This window comes from Pseudoalteromonas sp. MSK9-3 (assembly GCF_003590335.1).
Taxonomy (GTDB): Bacteria; Pseudomonadota; Gammaproteobacteria; order Enterobacterales; family Alteromonadaceae; genus Pseudoalteromonas.
Window position 1 is genome coordinate 20,802 of the sequence record NZ_MIET01000070.1, and the last position, 17,209, is coordinate 38,010.

The following is a 17,209-nucleotide window of genomic DNA, read 5'->3' on the forward strand; positions in this document are numbered from 1 at the left end:
TGTGCTTAATAATTCAGTATGATGTCCCTATTTTATCTCGCTAGTGTCGCATGTCTTGATTGTAATTGCTATGTTAGTTGTTTATTGATTTCATTAGCTATTTTATTAAGTTGAGTCTGAATGTCGTCGGTGAACTCCAGCCCAAAGTTCAACCTGAAACACTCTTTATAGTGTTGTGTTGTGCCAAATACGGTGCCTGGTTTTATAAAAATATGTTGCGATGCTAACACTGCTGCTAGCATATCAGAATCAAGATCAGGCACTTTTATCCATAGCACCATACCACCATGGGGAATATATATGCTGCTATTAGCGGGTAAGATGCTGTTGAGTAGCGTGATATATAAGTTTTTATGGGAAGCCAGCTTATTATTTGCACGTTTGAGGTGCTGCTGATAATGACCTCGGTTGATATAGTGTGCAATTGCTAACTGAAGCGGTTTATTAACCCCTGACGTGCGCACTTTTTGCTGTGTAATGTACGCATCAAAGTATCGCCCTGGCGCACACCACCCTAATCGAAGGCCTGCGGATAATGACTTCGAAAAGCTCGCACACCAAATAACCCAACCATTTTCATCAAAGTGCTTGATGGGAAGCGGTGGCGTGCGATTATGGCTAATTTCGCGAAATACATCATCTTCTATGATTGGTAATTGATAGGTGTTGGCTAACTGAGCAATTTGGCGTTTTTGACTGTTGCTCAAACTATGGCCCGTTGGGTTTTGGTGGTTAGCAGTGAGCAAGCATGCCACTACATTGTGCTGTTGAATAGCGTACTCCATTTGTGCTAGATCAATACCATCATGTGTACTTGGAATTTCAATCACGCGCCTTTTAAGCGTGTGTAACATATCAAGTAAGCCACTGTAACAGGGGGAGCTGACCAAAATGACGTCGTGCTCTTTGCTGACTACCGAAATGGCCAGTTGCACCGCATCGAGGCAGCCATGGGTGATTGAAATATCTTGTTCGGACAGTGCAAACCCTTGTGTACTAAAATGCTTGCTAAGCGCAAGCCGCAGCGTTGCTTCTCCTTGTATACAGGCATAACCCCAGATCAAATCACTATGGCGGCATGCTTGAGTTAGTGATGCACTGAGCGCTTTATGATCTACCAATGTTGTACCAAGTTCTGCGGTGGCTAACGATTGTGGCGTGAGCTCATTATAACGGTCTGACTGTTTTGACTGTGTGGGCTTGGCAACAAAATTGGGAAAGTCATACTTTATTTGGCTAGTTACCGGTGTAGTGACAAAGTAGCCGCGCTTTGGATGAGCGGTGATATAACCTTGTGATTCAACATATCGGTAGCAAGATAATGCCGTTGTCATGCTAATTTGTTGAATATCGCAAAATGACCTTAATGAAGGAAGTGGTTTGTCAGAGGTATAAATTCGCTGCTCTATTTTTCTAATTAGTTGCTGAGCGAGTTGTTTGTATTTTGCTTGTTGCTTCATCTGTTATCTAAAAAAGTCCATTTTTTGTATCTGTTACCTTATTTTTATCAGCATAAACTAATGTGTATGTATCGTCACTCATTAGGAACAAAAATGCAGTACACTCCAGATATTCAAAAAAGTATGATTGGCTTGTTAGAAGCGCAGTTCACTCAATTTCGCGATCAACTAGACGCGCGGGATGTTGCATCTAAGAATCAAACATTGGCAACCTTACCTATGCCAGAGCATGGCGCTGGGCTTGATGATTTTTATCAGCTTTTTAATCAGCATATTGCAGAAAATTTATCGGCCAGTAATGGAAGTCGTTATTGGGGCTTTGTTACCGGGGGCGCTAATCCCTGTGCAACCTTTGCGGATTGGTTAGTGGCATTGTTTAACCAAAATGTTGCGCAACGAGGAGATTCAATCGCCTCCGAACTTGAGCTACACACCCTTGCTTGGTTATGTGAGCTGTTCTTTTTACCCGTTGACTTTAAGGGCGTGTTTACAACAGGGGCAACTGCGGCCAATATTTTAGGCGCATTAAGTGCGAGACAATATGTGGGCAAATTGCAGGGAATTGATGTTGCGCAGCAAGGTATGGCGGGAGTAACCGTTGAGATATACGCTGCTACACCACATGCAAGCATGATCCAAAGTTTAGGCATGGCAGGGTTTGGTCAAAAGAGTTGGCATCAGGTTCGTACTTTGTCTAACAGCGAAGCGCTGTGTGTTGATTCTTTAGCGCATATGCTGTCTAACAGCAATTGTAAAGGAAAGGTTGTAATAGCCAGTGCTGCGACCGTAACGGGGACTGATTATGACGACCTCAAAGCCATCAGCCAGTTATGCAAACTTCATGGGGCATGGCTTCATGTTGATGCCGCGTTTGGTCTTTTCGAGCGATTACTCAATGGCCCCCATGGAAAAACAGCGGGAATAGAGTGTGCTGATAGCATTACCCTTGATTGTCATAAATGGCTCAATGTTCCGTATGATTGCGGTGTATTCTTAACCCGTCAGCCCAGTTATTTAGTACAGACGTGTGATGTACCAGCTCCTTATTTAAATACCCGTTCTGAGCATACCAATTTTAGGTCTATGGGCATAGAAAACTCGCGCCGGTTTAGAGCTTTGCCAGTTTGGGCGACCTTAATTGGCTATGGTAAAAAAGGGATAAAAAAGCAAATAGAAAATAATGTTGTATTAGCGCAGGTATTTGCCCAGTGGTTGGCCAAAAGTGAGCATTATGAGTTGGTTAAGCCATGTGAACTCAATGTGGTGCTATTTTGCCCTAATGCATCGCACTCGTTGGAAAGTGTAGAGGCGTGTCTAACTGCGATTAATGCATCTGGTCGTGTATTTATGACGCCAGGTGTGTGGCAGGGAAAACCTATTATTAGAGCTGCATTAAGCAATTGGGAGACGTCTGAGAGTGACATTGAACAAGTGACCACTCTATTACAGGCACTGGGGGAGTAGTGAAAGCGGCAAATGATTGCCGCTTTGTTGCTATTACCGCTTAGCTTACAAGGTAACTATACGCTAAGCGGCTGTTTAACAATAAAATGGGTGGAATAAATCTTGCTGTACATAGGGACTTAAAACCAAGGAGACAGGCGTAACCTATGACCGCTATTCAAGGGGCTAATCATCACATTCAGTCATTACAGCAATTTTCGCATCCCAAAAAAGTAAGTTTAAAAAAGCAGGCGCTATTTGCCAATCAGCATCACCAAGCACAGAAAAATATGAGCGCTAATAAAGACCCGCTGGTAACCCCCTCGGTTGCAGAGAGTACCGTTTCTAAATTTGCCTCATTCTATTTTGAAAAAGCCACATCGCATTCGACGGCTGTGGTTGACCCTGAATTATCAGCCAAAGACTATAGCAAGGCGTTTCATAAAGAGACCATTACGCAAATTATGAAAATGCCCATAGAGGTAGAAGTTGAACGTGATGAAATGCAGCAAGCGCTGTTGTTTAATTCGCTTGGTATTGATTTCCTTGAATATAAAGAGTTAGGTGTGCGGCGAGAGATGCTGTCTTTGGCTAAAAATGGCATCGAAAATGATGTAAGTTTAGCGCAATTTGAGAAGTCAAAATTCATAGATGCAATCAGGCATTTTGATGCGCGTTTAGAGCAAGCTCAAAATGCGTTACTTGGCGGTGCTCCAATGGATGCGTTGGACATGAATATGAGCGACCCACAAAGCCCATGGGCAATTCTAGTGAATGCGGCAGCTTAGGGTCTAGCGGTTTAGTCGTAAACTAGATGTTGGGCGCGTGTCTGTTTATTTATTTTATTAAGCTCAATGATGATTGACACCGTGGCCAGTTAATTTACTGTACTCATATCAGAGAAATATAAGAATAGATGCGTGAAAATGCAGTATAAAACAAGGCAATTTACCATTAATGAGCAAGCGTTGAGCGTGATATCTCATGATGGGAAACAGTGTGACATCCGCCCGAAAACATGCCAGCTATTGCTTGTTTTACTTAAGAACACGGGCAAATTAGTCACTAAAAAACAGTTACTAGCAGAGGTATGGAACACGAGCGTTGTGGATGAGCAAGTGATCTTTCAATCTATTAAAGAGATCAGAGCGCTATTTGGTGATCATGCTGTTATAAAAACGCTACCCAAACAAGGTTATATATGGCTACCAAAGGTTGTAAAGCAAACAGCCCCGTTTGATGTTACGGTATTTGAGCGTACACCTTATCTATTTTTATTACTGTTCATTATCAGTATTGTGGGCGGTTATTTTATGCTGAATGAGCGTTGGTTAGGTAAAAAAAGCGACGTATTAGCTGGGTCTATCGTGGTGTTACCCACGATGAATTTAATAGAAGGTCATGATCATAGTTGGGTGCGTTTGGGGATGATGGATCAAGTTATTCAAAGGCTGCCAAGTCATAGCGAATTTGGAATATTACAAACTGACTATGTATTAGAAGTGCTCGACCGGGCTAAAGCGCCTATTGATAACATTGATACACAGCATATAAATACGATATTCAACGTGTCAGGGGCTGAATTGTTGATAAGCACACGACTGTCTGGTTCACCGCATGATTATCAACTAAGTTATACGTTTTACCACCGCAATGCACAAACACAAGGCGTGTTGTTTTCGAGTGATACTCAAGTGCTGGTAGATAAGTTAGTGAATGAGGTACACGCGGTATTAGGTGCAACGCCACAAACATCATCTAACTATTATCATCGTGACTTTGAGTCAGAAATGCTTGGGGCGGCTATCGATTTTCGGTTAAATAATAATTACCGAGCCGCGAAAGGGTTGTTAGAGACTTTGGTATTAGAAGACAATCAAAATTTAACGGCACAGCGTTTGTTTATTGATACCTTGTTTAACCTGCAAGATTATGAAACGCTTGAAAAACAGCTTGAAGAAGCGCTCCCCATTGCGAAAGCGCAAAATGATCCTCTTGAATTGATCCGTTTAACCTATTTTCAAGCGCTGAGGTTGTTGCAACTTGATCAAGTTGAGCAAGCAGAGTTACTGGTATTAGAGGTATTTTCATTGGCTAAGCGTCATCATGATTGGCTTTTTATGGCGTATTTAACGGATTTAAAGGCACATATTGCAATTACGCGAGGCCACCTGAACCTTGCGGCTGCCTTTTATCGCGAAACCATGAGTTATCATCGGGTCCTGAAATGCCCTGTTGGGGAATCTTCTAGTTGGATAAATTTAGGGCTTGTGGCTAAGAAACAGAATGATCTTCACCAACAAACACTGGCTTTTACACAGGCTAAAAATATTGCGAAGCAGCGTGGTTTACACAATCAGTTAGCTTGGATAGAGCAATTAGAAAATAAATAAAAGTTTACATATCAGAGTTTTAAATTTTTTTCAGAAAGCTTTATTGGCAGTTGTGGCCACGTATTGAGATAACACAGCTCTGATTTTATTGGAGAATTCTATGTTGTTGTTTCAGTCGAGAGTATTCATTGGTGCATTGCTGTTGTGTGCATTTTTAGTGATGGTCGTTACGTCTATTTTATTGTTCAGTCAGCGTCATGATGCTGCGATATCGGTGATGCATACCATGGTGGGGAGCATGATGGCTTTAGCCATTGTTTGGCATGCAGTAAAAAATAGGCGGATGCTCTTTACTTATTTAAACCCGTTTAAAAAGTATCAAGGAAAACATTCTTTTTCGTTGGCATTGGTATTAAGTTTAGTCACTTATGTGTGTATTTCGCCTTATTTTAATCTGAAACCTGCTGTAAGCATTTATCAATTTGGACAGTCTTTAAAAGCAGCAGATAAAGCGCAGCATATCAAGGAGACTATTTATTCAGAGCACCGCGCTAAAACACCCACATCGGTAGGTCAAACAATTACCATAGAGCTAAAAAAAGGCCCCTATTTTATGTGGCCACAATATGCCTTTTGGCTTGAAACATTAGAGGGCGAGTTTGTACAGCCGCTGTATGTGACGCGCTCTATTGCGACTAATCAATTTACCAATAAAGTAACTAAAGTTAACCCTGAACAGGTATTTAATAGCCATCTAATGGTGGGCGACAACCCCATTGCTCAAACTGCTTTACAAGGTGAGCAAGAGCCCAGCACCAAAGACAGCCGAATGCGTCCTGAATCATTACCGGTTTTTTTGCATCAATTAGGCAAAGTATCAAGCAGTGGCTATTTTTTACCGACAGACAATACATTGCAAATTGATGGATATAGTGGGGCAACGATGATGAATAATTTTATTTATCATGTTCAGATAGCACAAAAACTAGCGGGCAAATACCGTATTCGATTCGAGATCAACCACTCATTTGATTACAACACGTACTATAGTAGCGACCGTTTCCCTGATGACAAGGTCTATTCTGGCGATGGTTATTCCGCACAGCCTTCAGTGATTTATGAGTCTGTAATTGATTTTTCAAACCCCAGTGAATTGATGAAAATGCAGCTGGTGGGCCATGGCCATCACTCAGGAAAGAATGGCATGCTGTACAAAAACACCACCAACTTAACCACCGCTTTGGAACTCGTTGATCGAATATTGGTGAGTCACACCTTATAAAAGAGTCATGGGGCGTGGATCTCAGTACCACAGCCCCTGACTCGGATAATGAGATGGCTAGGCGCAGTGTTTATGGCCTACGTACTGCCAACTGTTTAACCCTTTTTGTATAGACTGTGCCGCTTGTTTGCCTGTTTTTCCTGAGAAAATTAGCCGAATAGCGTCTCTTGTCAGCGTTTGATAGCTCGGCTCGGACGTATTCAAGCTTGCTGCGCTAAATAGACTCACACCATATCCCTGAGAAGAGACCAGTTCAGCAAGTGCTGTTAAGTTTTTACTCTTGATGTTCATGTGCTTGGAATAAGCAGGAAGCTCATTCAGTTCGTTGGCAAATAACTCGGCAAATTGTTGCGTGGTGGTAAATTTTAAAACGCGCTTAGCGGTATCACTATAACGGCCGCGCGCATTAACCTGATAGGTACCGTCAGCGAATGCGTAGAATTTATTACTTTTTCCGGGGATGGCCCAAAATTCGAATTCAAAGTTTGGGTCTATTTCATAAAATAAAGAGTTAGGGCTTGTGCGCCATCCACCATCAAACACGCTTGCAGAATTAGCAAGTGCGACGTTTGTTCCTGCACCTTGATAGCCTTCTGTCATTGCATTTTTGTTAAGGTAGCCACTTTGATGCCAATGTGACAAGGTATCCAGCACGTGAATAAAGTCTGGATCGGTAAAGCAGCTTTCACCGGAGATCAGTTGTGCGGCTTTTTGCGCAGGTAATAAACCCGCCATCAGTACTTCTATGACAACTTGTGATAAATACCAGTCATCACTTGCCATATGTAATGGGGTGATTTGATCACGCTTAAGTTGCGAAAAGTATGACTCAAGCTGGGTGAGCGATGTGGGGCGCTGGTTGATCCCCAGTTTATTGACCAGCTTTTTATTGACTAAAAGACCTTCAAGTTGAACCGCAAACGGCACCCCATATATTTTTGCATCTGATGCTGTTGCTGCCGTCAGCGCACTTGGGTTGATATTATTCAGTTGATATTCGTTGGGCTCGATAAAAGTATGTTGGAGCAGTGGCGCTAATGCCGCGGCCCCCGGTGCCCATTGAAACAAAGCCGGTCGACCATTTTGTAGTACTAGCTGCATATGCTGCTGATACGTATCAAAGCTGATCACTTTGACATTGACATGGATACCGGGGATGAGCTTTTGCTGATTTATTTTTTGCCATAATGCGCCCTCTTGCACACGCCATGTGTAGAGGTCGATGTGTTGTGCGCTCGTTGCTGAAAACGCGATGCAACTAAGTATCAATATGATGATATATTTCACTGGCTCATTACCTTACTTTAAATGCTTTACTCATTGTTACCAATGCGGTCGCGGTTTCACTTTGTTCTTTTGTGACACTCGAATTTAATGTGATCTGATCCAGAGTTTGTTGTGATAAGTCATCAATTTGTTCAACATTAAAGCTGATCTCTTGTGCGGCTATATATTGTTGACGTGCGGCTTCAGCAATGACTTCATTTAGCTGATGTGCCTCTGTGACCGAGTTGGCAAAATCTCGGATTTGTGACTCAAGATTGGTGGCAACGTCCGTGCAATTAATGGCTTTATTCACTGAATTTTGTAGTGCAGTAACCGCAAGCCCTGATGATGATAATAACGAAGATAACCTTGCTTGGATCTGCTCTGTAGAGCTTTGAGTCCTAATTGCCAAGCTACGTACCTCATCTGCCACGACTGCAAAGCCTCGGCCATGCTCACCGGCTCTGGCAGCTTCAATTGCGGCGTTTAGCGCCAATAAGTTTGTTTGATCTGCTACTTGTACTATGACATTCAACACATCTTCAATTTTTCGACATTCATGATCAAGGGACGCAACCACTTCCTCAGCGGTTTTAATATCTTGCTGTAATTGACCACTCAGTGACTGGTTGCGTGTCACAAGTGTTTGTGACTGAGAAGCTTGGGTGTTTGCTTGCGCCATCAGCTCAGTTGCTTGTGCCGAGGTATTTGAAATTTCGCTCGAGGTAGCAGTCATTTCAACGATTGCACTGGCGACCTGTGATGTTTGATCTTTTTGCTGATGCGCAATGTTAGATGTTTCGAGTGCACTCGTTGACAGAGTGTGTATAGAAGCATTCAATACATCTGACTGTGACTGAATATCGGTAACGATATTTTCAAATGCGCCTTTTAATTTTTGTAACGAGTGACTAACGTGCGAAAACTCATCCTTACTGACGGTATGAACCTGCGTTGTTAAGTCTCCTGTTGCGAGCATTTGAATCGTGGCTATGGTGTTATTAAGCGGCTTTCGAATACTCTGAATTATGTAGGTAGCGATGAGTGTACCAAGTATAAAAGTTGCAGCCATAGCAATTATCATCCACTGTTGGCTTGCTGTCACTGAGCTGTTTGAATACCCCTCTACTTCGATGCTGAAAGTATGTGTATTTGCAGACAGTTTTGTAGCAATTTCATGAAGTGCTGTTAACTTGTCAGTGATTTTATTTAAGTTTTGCGACAATGTGTTGTGTGTTGATAAATAATGTTTTTGTAAAGTTTTTATGCCTTCGTTATTGTCGACTAGCCATGTTAAGTCCGAGGCTAGATTGCCTTGCTGGTTGATTAGAGTCGCCCAGTTTGGATCCGCTGTCTTTAATGTCTGATTGCCATAACCATAGGTAACAAACTCAGTTAGCCATGTTTTATATTGTGCAGCTAAGTTCTGAAATTGTGCAATATCGTCGATTAATACCATCTGTTTAGCCAGTGAGAAGCCATACCGAAGCAGGCTTTCTCCCTCTGAGAGCGGTCGGCTATAAGTTTTTGATTGTGGTTTATTATTCTGTTCTATTGTTTTTAATGTCGTTTCTAATTGAGTTAGATCATCAGCAAGTAATTGCAGCTGTAATTTACTATTTAATGCTTGAACGGCCACTTTCATTGAACGAGCTTGTTCCTGAAACATGTCATTACTCAGGGCTGAAAATTGGGTAAGTAGCGCATGGTTCGCGTCATTTTTTGGATTCTGAGTAAAAAGCGTGTCGAGTTTATTAAGCTGCTTTGCTATCTGATCTTGGTTACTACGAATTGCGACTGCGAGTTGCTGTTGTTCGCGTGACGTGCGTGCGTAGTAATGCTTGTAAATATTGAGGTTGAGCTTTTGCAAATAATGGCTTATTTGGCTAACGCTTTTCTCCGTGGGTTGTGCAACTTTTGTGATCTTTTGTACGTTGTCATTTACTAATGAAAGCTTTACCAGAGCAAAAATACCAATGGCGAACATGGATAATATGATTGCTGCATAACCGGCTGAAACTCGGCTTATTACAGATGATTTGAGCATTTTAAACTGATGTAATGAAATTTGGCGGGATTAAAACATATTTAGGTACAAAAACACCTAGTAATTATTCAGTATTTTTAAATATTCAGTGTTTTAAAGTTGTGATAACTGATACAAAATGGTTGCTTTATTAAGGTGTGTATACTGCTTTTTGTATGTTTTAAAAACTAAATAGATGGATATGTATTTTTTATGTTTTTAATTTGGTTTTTCTTTGTGTTTTTTTGTGTGTGACTTTTAACATCATTACGTGAAGGGAGAGGGTTAATAGTGTGTATAAGGAGTCATTGTATTAGTGGGTTATTTGACCCAAGCTAGTTTTAAGCACTTGTTGCTCAGCGTCTCGTATCAGCGCATCAAGGTCACCGGTCTCTTTCATTTTTTTTATTTCTCGGTCCACCTTGGGGACCAAATGTTGCAGTGATTTATGTACATAATGGTATAAGCTTTGACGATCTAGGCTTTTAGAGATAGGTCTAACATTGGTAATTTTGAGTTTTTTGAGGGCGACTAAGCCGTCAACCGTATTGGTCAGGGCTACATCAGCGAGCCCTGCTGAAACAAGCCTTAACATTTGTGTGGTGGTGTCTAAATCTTTGACATTAGTCATGCCTTTGGTGATATTGTTAGTATGTTTAACGCCTCGCACTTTCACTATCTGGTATTGTTTTAAATCTTTGATAGTATTTATTTTTATATTGCTGTCGGCTCTAATGAAGGCCATTGTTTCTAAATGATAATAGGGCGTAGGGATCCGAATTGTTGAAGGCGTTTCGGTACCATAACTATAAATACGCATTACCTCACCGTCTTTCAATCCCGATTGAGCTTCCTGTTGCGCACGTTTACCTGGTAGCGGAGAGATTGTGACTTTGATCCCGAGTCGGTTATAAATTTCAGGGAGCACGATCCTTCCTACTTCTTGTTCAATTAAATAATTAATAGAGGCAAAATGATACTGTTCAGCATATGCCTTGGGAATGAGTAAGAATAAAAAAAATAGGTACTTCATTGTGAATTAAGGCGTTACCAATATCGTTGAGCTGAGCGCGTTTTTTAAGTTTAGCAGTGTTGTTGCATGATGCCATAAGTGGTGTTTAATTGCATTTTGTTATATTCGAACTGCTAGTTTTGTAAACGTAAGTTGTATTTTGATAATGTCATGTGTGTGTTTTTTTGTCTGTATCATGCTTTTTGGCACTGCTTTTGCTGGTTTTTTTATGTCCTATAAACGGATGGCTAACCAATGATGTTAGCGTTTTGAAGGCAAAAGATTGCCATATCTATTCATTTCAGAAGGAATTAAAGAATATGAAATACCTCGCATTTGTCGTGTTCATTATATGCAGTACTTTTATCCACACGAGTGCTCACGCACTCGGTAATAATAAACCACAAAACTTATTAGAGTTACTTGCTTATGCAGATAGTGCAAAGCACCTTATTGAAGAGGGGGCATTTGATGAAGCGTTAGCGCGTTTAAAGTGGCTAGACGATAATGGGACCCGTATTAGTTATCACTTTTATAATTTTAAACGTTCTTCAGTATATACAACATGGTGGGATCTGGCTCAGCAATATAATCGAGCAGGGAGTGCTTATGAAAGTAAACTTGCGAGCACACTAAAACATCTGATCATTGCACCTCAACAATGTGAAACATTCGATACGTCAATTTGGCTTAGCCAAACTTCAGAGCAGGAGCAGCATTTACTTGCTCAGATGACAGCATTAAACGCGCAATACACTGGGAGTCTGCATCGATGTTGGAACGGTGAAGCCGAGTATTTAGCTATTAAATACATTAACCATGATTTATTAGCGCGTTATTCTCAGGACATTTTATATGGATTTATTCACAATGTGATTGTTAAGGTCACACGTGCCTACGAACAATGTAACTTTGTTGACGATAAAGCGCAGTGTCAAACTAAAGTAAAAGCGTATTTGACTGAAACTTCGCGTTTGTATCAAGCCGTTGCTATGGATAGAGATGACTTGCAACTAGCAGGGTTAATCGGCGGTGAAACATTGAAGCTATTGCTTAAATGGCAAAATCAGCCTAATTAGTTCGTAAGTTAAATTAACCAGCGAACATTAGTGACGTGCTTAATGTCAGTCAGTTATGTTCGCTCAGTATTAACATAAACTCGTGCATATTTTACACTACACTTAAGTGATCTACTTTGCTTAGGTGAAACAATGTCAGAGCGCATACATCAAACACTCGTTGAGCAATATCAAATTTCAGAACTTGAGATCCAAACACGCAAAAACTTATTTGAGTTGAGCGATGAAGAGTTGGAGTTTTTAAACAAGTACCGTTTAGTCATTGATGGCCATTTAGACGAGGTTGTTTCTCATTTTTATACATTACTGTCGAGAGATGAATATGTTGGGCTACTCATTGGCGACAGTGAAACTTTTGAGCGGCTTAAATCCGGTTTGCATAAATATGTTTTAGACCTATTTTCTGGATTCTATGATGCAGAGTATGTAAACAATCGATTGCGTATTGGACTAGTACATAAAAGGATAGGATTAGAGCCCAAATACTTTTTATCTGCAGAACGCTATTTACGCAAAAGCATTGATGTGACGCTGGCACGTTTGATTGATGATGCCGCTGTGCTTGACAAAATATCTGCTATTTTAGAGAAGTTAATCGCGTTTGATATGTCTTGGATATTTGATACGTATATCAGCTCGATGTTAAATGAAATGAACTCGCTCAAACTCAAAACCGATTTGTACGTTAAATCATTAGAAGAACGCGTACGTGGCCTTTCTCGTTTAGCGAGTAAAGACCCATTAACTGACCTTTACAATAGCCGGAGCTTTCGAGATTTTTTGCGCCGCGAGTTGTTATTGGCAAAACGTAGCCATACATCGATTTCGATTGTTTATTTTGATATCGATGATTTTAAAGAGATCAATGACACAAAAGGGCATAAAGAAGGCGATCATGTTTTAAAAAGTATCGGCAAAATACTCACTGTGATTGCGAGAGAAACAGACATTGCAAGCCGACAGGGTGGCGATGAATTTTGTTTAGCGTTGATTGGCTGTGAGTTACCCGAAGCGCAAGCGATCAGCAAGCGTTTAATTGAAAAGTTTTCCGCTGAGTTTCCTGATTATTCATTGAGTGTGGGCATTGCTCAGCTGCAAGATCAAACGGATTTAGATGTAGATGGTGTAATACATCGAGCAGATCAAAAAATGTATCAAGCCAAAAAAAGTAAAGGGTGCAAAATCTGTATTTAACGTGAGGGAGCACTCTTACAGTAGCGCAGCTTGAGGTTATGTGTACTGTTATTAACGGGCAAGGTTGCACGCGCAAGCGAAGTGACTTATCAATTGCAGACATAGCTTACTTAGAATACCTCCCTGCGACTGAGCCCGCTATCAGGGGGTGTTATTACAACATGTGATAAAATGGCTCAGAAGAGGGGGCGTTTTAACAGTTTGTACCAGTCATTTTTTTGCGATTAACAACATACCAGCGATCACAAATAATGCGCCGATTATTCTGCTGGGGGTAATGTCAATTTTGGGGTAACCCAACCAGCCATTTTGGTCTAGTGCGAGCGACGCAATGATTTGCCCACACACAATTGAAATGGCTAACACCATGGCTCCGAGCTTGGGGGCTAAAAATACCGACATTGCAATGTTAAATGCGCCAAATAATCCGCCAAGCCAAGCCCACCAAGGGATTGTCGCGAGTGCATTGGGTTTAAACCAACTACCCCCTTGTACGAATGCAATGCTGCCAAGCACAATCGTGCCAATTAAGAATGAGATAAATGCTGCTTGAATTGGACTGTGTAATGCGACCCTTAGCTGTGCATTGACACCAGCCTGAGAGGCGAGTGAAAAGCCAATTAAAATACTAAAAGGTAATAATAGATATATTCCAAGGTTCGACACTGAGTATCTCCAACGCGATTAAACATAGATGATATGGGTTGTCAGTTAAAAAGCAAACATTTGTCTGATAATGTTAGATATTTTAGAATAAAGTATGGTGTGATTTTAATCGCTTAATGAAATCATCATTTGCTGATGAAATACAGGTGCATTTGCAGCTTAACATGTTGAAATGACTGTGTATGATTGAAGTCACCAAACAGGACAATAGTGAGTTATACCTCAATGGTTACGCTTAGAGACTTATGCGATGACGATGCCTCATTACTGGTTAAGTATTTAAATGATGCTGAAGTGAATAGGTATTTGTCATCAAAAATACCAACACCATATACATTTTCCGATGCAACTTGGTGGATAGGAATTGGCTCAAAAGATAATGCCATCGTTAAAGCTATTGAGTTCAAAGGTAGCTTCTGTGGTGTTATTGGCGCTTATACTCAAGCGTTCGAATATGCACATAGTGCCGAAGTCGGTTATTGGATTGCAAAACCTTACTGGAGAAAAGGTATCGCAACAGAGGCGTTGCAGTTATTTACTGCTGATATTTTTAATCAAACGAGCATTAGCCGGTTATTTAATCCGGTATCAGCACCCAATATTACTTCTATGCGCGTACTTGAAAAAGCGGGCTATCAACTTGAGGGCGTGTTACGTCGTTCGGTTTGTAAAGCGGGAGACTGCTATGACGAGCATGTGTTTGCGAGATTAAAACCTAATGAGGATGAGTGACAGGGTTAAATATCACATTGAAAAGAACAATAAGCACAGCGGTTTGTAGTTATTGTTCTTTTTTATGATAATGCGCTTGGTCGCTAAATGCTTAGTACCAAGGCATTGCATCAAGCTTGATTTCTTTACCAACCACTTTGATGATTAAAGGTACTAAGCGCTCTTGCTCTGGGCTGACAAATGAAAATACATGGCCATGGATGTGTTTGCTCTTCAGATCCGGTGCATCAACAATACCAAACATCTCTGTAGAAGCGACCTCTACAGATAGTTTTTGTTTTGCTACCTTTTCTTCAATTGCTTCTTGTGTTGGGTCGACAATCGGTGTTGTTCTCGCTGTGCGTCCTGCACGGTGAATATAGTCATTGCTATTTACTGGCAGGTCATAGTTGATCACATAATAAAGCTGATCAATATCGATGCCGCGTGATGCAATATCAGTCGCGACTAATAGCTTACAATCACCATTTTTAAACTCGGCGAGACTTTGTTGACGCTTTTTCTGCGGGATCTCATTGTGAATACCCTGACAGCTAAAACCTTGCTCAGATAGCTGTGCGACTAAATTGTTCACGTCATGTTTCGTACGCGTAAAAATGAGCGCTTTATCGCAGTTTAGCATTTTTAATAACGTTGATAGGTTTTCTGATTTTTTATCACGTGGACACTTATACATCGTATGCAATATCTTGTTCACGGCTGGCTGTGTCTTACTTGCCGTGATCTTTTTTGTGTGCTGCTGATGTGTTTCGCTATATTTAGCCAGTGCGTTGGAATCAGTTGCAGAAAAAATCACTAGCTGCCTTTTTGCCGGTAAGGCTTCCATGATGGTTCTGAGTTCTTTAACGATGCCCATGCTCACAAGACGGTCAGCTTCATCCATCACAAAATGTTGTACTTCAGACAGTGAAAAAACACCTTCTTTTAATAAATCGATTAGGCGCTTTGGTGTTGCAACTAAAATATCAGTACCGCGTTTAAAGCGCTTGGTTTGTGACGTGATCCGCACACCACCAAACACACTGATTGTTCTTAATTTTAGGTCGGTATCAAATTCAGCAATAGACGCTTCTACTTGCAGTGCTAATTCTCTTGTGGGCACTAAAAATAATGCGCGTAAAGGTCTGACTTGTTTATCGCTATTATCAACTTGACTCAACTCTTGTAAAGTCGGCAACAAATAAGCCGCAGTTTTACCAGTACCAGTTGGTGCGATCGCATAAGTATCAGCCCCTGACAGCACGGCGCCAATAGACTTTTCTTGAATTTCAGTCGGTGTAGTGTAACCAAGGCGTTTAATATTTGCTTGAAGGGTCGGGTTAAGCCCGAGCTTTGCGAAAGTTGTCATGTTGACCTGTCTATAGGATAGTAAAGGCGTATTATAGCGAGTTTTTACCACAGTGCACAGCGCAGAATGAACCGCAAAGTCAGTATTACGATAAAATGTGCCGTCACGAGTAGCGCCGTACAAATAAGGTCAACATTGGGGTCGTTTATTTGACATTGGGCTAAAGCTTAAATGCTGCCAAGTGTTTACAGTCTTGTCATTGGTGCGCTTTATTTATACTTTCACATCAATAATTGACTGCCCTGCTTCAAGACCTAACTCCTCTACGAGTTGGGTATAAATGGCATCTTTGCTATCTTGGCTCAAGTTTGCATATTGCTGACTTGAGTCGGTGGCGTCAGAAACCAACTCAGCAAATTGTTCAGCGACTGAACTCAAATCAATTGAAGTCTGTGTATTTTGGTTGGGTGGAGGCGGTGGTCGCTGTCCTTTATCTAGACCGGCCAGCTCTCCCACCGTTTTTGCATCAAAGCCTGCGTCGGCCATTAATTGTCCTAATTGTTTGCCGGGTTTAATACCAGCTTCAGAAAATGTACTGACAATGGCTTGTGCGTCTTCTTTGGACAAGTTCTCGGGGTCAAATTCAGCGAGCGTATCGGCAATGGTACTCTGCTGCTCTTGACTTAATTGAGCGCTTTTATAAAAAACATCGTTTGAGCCTGAGGGTGAAACGCCGTTAATCATGGTGTTGCCTTAAAGAAAGTGCTTTGAATAAAGTAACCATAGAAATGAATTGTGCAAAAAGTGTGAAAGCAGGTCGTGCTTTTCTAACGGAGATCTCAAAAACCACCGAGTTTTGTGATCAAACAGCTGAACTTACTTGCAATACGTTTTTGTATACTTTAGCCTTACTTTGTTAAATAAGTTTGGTTTGTAATGTTGATGACACGATATTTGCACAGTTTGGTTTTTGTTACGCTGCTTTTTGCCATAATAGGCCAAAGCTTTGCGGCTGCCGATCTGCCGTGTAAAATCATGATGCAGCATATGCCCAATGGCGCTCACCAACACGCCTCACTTCATGACAGCTCTGACGAAACCGCAGATGTATCTCATATGATGCACGGTGATATGTCGAGCATGGTAGTGGCTCATAATGATGGGCAAGATTGCTGTAAAACGCAATGTAGTTGCCCACCCAGTGGGTGTGTACCCTTCGCATTAGCGCTTATGGGCAGTGAACTTTTACTGAGTGACGCAACCTATACACAACCCAGTTTTCCTTTTTCAGTCTTTATAGACTCCCCAATACAAAGCTTATATAAGCCCCCTATATTTGCCTAGCCTAGGACAAGTCTGTCCTAAATTTATCATATTGAATGATTTTTGATTCATTGACGTATTCGTGATGCATTTATGGGTATTACG

General features: G+C 41.2%; 15 protein-coding genes. 8 read left to right on the forward strand and 7 right to left on the reverse strand.

Annotated features, from left to right (window positions below; genetic code table 11):
- Positions 1–68: 68 nt before the first annotated feature.
- A complete protein-coding gene (locus tag BGP78_RS20805) occupies positions 69–1,460 on the reverse strand; it encodes a PLP-dependent aminotransferase family protein (RefSeq protein WP_119863185.1) in 1,392 nt (463 codons plus the stop codon).
- Positions 1,461–1,553: 93 nt separating this feature from the next.
- On the opposite strand from BGP78_RS20805, the gene BGP78_RS20810 reads away from it, so the two are divergent.
- The 4 genes from BGP78_RS20810 (at position 1,554) to BGP78_RS20825 (ending at position 6,518) form a co-directional block, all read left to right on the forward strand.
- Positions 1,554–2,924, forward strand: coding sequence for a pyridoxal-dependent decarboxylase (locus tag BGP78_RS20810; RefSeq protein ID WP_119863186.1), 1,371 nt, complete (start codon positions 1,554–1,556; stop codon positions 2,922–2,924).
- 146 nt (positions 2,925–3,070) lie between these two features.
- Positions 3,071–3,691: a hypothetical protein gene (locus BGP78_RS20815; RefSeq protein ID WP_119863187.1), complete on the forward strand. Its 621-nt coding sequence runs from the start codon at positions 3,071–3,073 to the stop codon at positions 3,689–3,691.
- 138 nt (positions 3,692–3,829) lie between these two features.
- Positions 3,830–5,296 carry a winged helix-turn-helix domain-containing protein gene (locus BGP78_RS20820; RefSeq protein ID WP_147386108.1) on the forward strand — a complete coding sequence of 489 codons (1,467 nt, stop codon included), beginning with the start codon at positions 3,830–3,832 and terminating at the stop codon, positions 5,294–5,296.
- Positions 5,297–5,396: 100 nt separating this feature from the next.
- Positions 5,397–6,518: a hypothetical protein gene (locus BGP78_RS20825; protein ID WP_119863189.1), complete on the forward strand. Its 1,122-nt coding sequence runs from the start codon at positions 5,397–5,399 to the stop codon at positions 6,516–6,518.
- Between the two features lie 57 nt (positions 6,519–6,575).
- On the opposite strand, the gene BGP78_RS20830 is transcribed toward BGP78_RS20825, so the two are convergent.
- The 3 genes from BGP78_RS20830 to BGP78_RS20840 form a co-directional block, all read right to left on the reverse strand.
- A complete protein-coding gene (locus BGP78_RS20830; RefSeq protein WP_119863190.1) occupies positions 6,576–7,805 on the reverse strand; it encodes an extracellular solute-binding protein in 1,230 nt (409 codons plus the stop codon).
- A 7-nt stretch (positions 7,806–7,812) separates the two neighbouring features.
- Positions 7,813–9,831, reverse strand: a complete 2,019-nt coding sequence (locus tag BGP78_RS20835) for a methyl-accepting chemotaxis protein (RefSeq protein WP_119863191.1) — start codon at positions 9,829–9,831, stop codon at positions 7,813–7,815.
- A gap of 292 nt (positions 9,832–10,123) precedes the next feature.
- Positions 10,124–10,843, reverse strand: coding sequence for an ABC transporter substrate-binding protein (locus tag BGP78_RS20840; protein WP_119863192.1), 720 nt, complete (start codon positions 10,841–10,843; stop codon positions 10,124–10,126).
- Between the two features lie 299 nt (positions 10,844–11,142).
- Between BGP78_RS20840 and BGP78_RS20845 the strand changes: the two genes are divergently transcribed.
- Positions 11,143–11,901 carry a hypothetical protein gene (locus BGP78_RS20845; protein WP_119863193.1) on the forward strand — a complete coding sequence of 253 codons (759 nt, stop codon included), beginning with the start codon at positions 11,143–11,145 and terminating at the stop codon, positions 11,899–11,901.
- 132 nt (positions 11,902–12,033) lie between these two features.
- Positions 12,034–13,095, forward strand: a complete 1,062-nt coding sequence (locus BGP78_RS20850; RefSeq protein ID WP_119863194.1) for a GGDEF domain-containing protein — start codon at positions 12,034–12,036, stop codon at positions 13,093–13,095.
- 210 nt (positions 13,096–13,305) lie between these two features.
- On the opposite strand, the gene BGP78_RS20855 is transcribed toward BGP78_RS20850, so the two are convergent.
- Positions 13,306–13,761: a DMT family transporter gene (locus BGP78_RS20855; RefSeq protein WP_119863195.1), complete on the reverse strand. Its 456-nt coding sequence runs from the start codon at positions 13,759–13,761 to the stop codon at positions 13,306–13,308.
- Positions 13,762–13,971: 210 nt separating this feature from the next.
- Here BGP78_RS20855 and BGP78_RS20860 point away from each other — a divergent pair, with 210 nt between their 5' ends.
- A complete protein-coding gene (locus BGP78_RS20860) occupies positions 13,972–14,493 on the forward strand; it encodes a GNAT family N-acetyltransferase (protein ID WP_259386397.1) in 522 nt (173 codons plus the stop codon).
- A 91-nt stretch (positions 14,494–14,584) separates the two neighbouring features.
- Here BGP78_RS20860 and BGP78_RS20865 read toward each other — a convergent pair whose 3' ends face one another.
- The gene (locus BGP78_RS20865; RefSeq protein WP_119863197.1) at positions 14,585–15,841 is read right to left on the reverse strand and encodes a DEAD/DEAH box helicase; all 1,257 of its coding nucleotides are present in this window, start codon (positions 15,839–15,841) and stop codon (positions 14,585–14,587) included.
- A 213-nt stretch (positions 15,842–16,054) separates the two neighbouring features.
- Entirely contained in the window at positions 16,055–16,525 is a 471-nt protein-coding gene (locus BGP78_RS20870; RefSeq protein WP_119863198.1) for a hypothetical protein, read from the reverse strand.
- 192 nt (positions 16,526–16,717) lie between these two features.
- On the opposite strand from BGP78_RS20870, the gene BGP78_RS20875 reads away from it, so the two are divergent.
- On the forward strand, positions 16,718–17,125 hold the full coding sequence (locus tag BGP78_RS20875; protein WP_119863199.1) for a hypothetical protein: 408 nt from the start codon (positions 16,718–16,720) through the stop codon (positions 17,123–17,125).
- Positions 17,126–17,209: the final 84 nt, after the last annotated feature.